At 45.8% G+C, this 1,045-nt stretch carries 1 pseudogene; it reads left to right on the top strand.

The features are described from left to right. Positions 1–92: 92 nt before the first annotated feature. Positions 93–1,004 (top strand): annotated as a pseudogene (locus KI362_RS25205) (IS3 family transposase); the annotation flags it as partial. Positions 1,005–1,045 lie beyond the last annotated feature (41 nt).

The raw sequence follows: 1,045 nt of genomic DNA, 5'->3' as shown, positions 1-1,045 counted from the left end.
GAGAAAGTCCGTCAATTGGAGGAACTTCTTAAGGCTGCTGAGCGAGAGAAGCAAGACCTCGCAGAGGAACTGGCCATCCTAAAAAAGGCTCTGCACATCTTCAGCAAAGAAAAGAACTAAGGTTCCAGTTTATCGAAGATCATCGCTCTGAGTTTCGATTGGAGAAGATGTGCAAGGTTCTGCAAGTATCTAGGAGCGGATTCTACAAGTGGCTACAGAGTGAGCCCAGTGAGCAGGAACGTCGTAAGGCTAAAGTGCTTGAACGTATTACCTACCATTTTCATGATACGGAAAAGCGTTATGGCAGCCCAAAGATTACCAGAATGCTTCGGGAAGAAGGCATTCAGATTTCGGAGCGCACAGTTAGTATCTACATGCAGGAGCTCGGGCTTCGTTCATGTGTCTCCAGTAAGTTTAAAGTACAGACAACGGATTCTGATCATGACTTGCCGATTGCTCCAAATGTGCTAGACCAGAAATTCGCTACAACTAGACCGAATAAGGCGTGGGTTACAGACATTACCTACATTCCGTGCCGCGAAGGTCGGTTGTATTTGGCCAGCGTGCTAGATCTATGCACCCGTGAGATTGTAGGCTGGCGTCTTTACGACCGGATGACCACAGATCTAGTCCTGGACGCCTTAGACGCTGCGTACCACGCAAAACAACCAGGCAAGGGGCTCATCCATCACTCTGATCGTGGCTCACAATATGCCTCTGATGAGTACAGGAAAAGGTTACAAGCTTACAAGATGAAGGCTAGCATGAGTCGCAAAGGAAACTGTTACGATAACGCGTGTATTGAATCCTTTCACAGCATCTTGAAGAAAGAACTCATCTATTGCAATCCAAAATTCAAAACCAAACAGCAAGCGTACAACGAGATCTACCGTTACATCGAATTTTTCTATAATCGCAAACGAATCCACAGCGCAATCGGCTATTTGTCACCGGTTCGATTTGCTGCAAGCTTTGAGAAGAAAACAAAGAAAAGGGAAGCATAACCTTTCACTTAATATGTGTCCACTATCTTGACAGAGGTCCA

This window comes from Paenibacillus apis, from assembly GCF_018333295.1.
GTDB lineage: Bacteria > Bacillota > Bacilli > Paenibacillales > Paenibacillaceae > Fontibacillus > Fontibacillus antibioticophila.
This window is presented reverse-complemented; position numbering and strand designations above follow the sequence as displayed.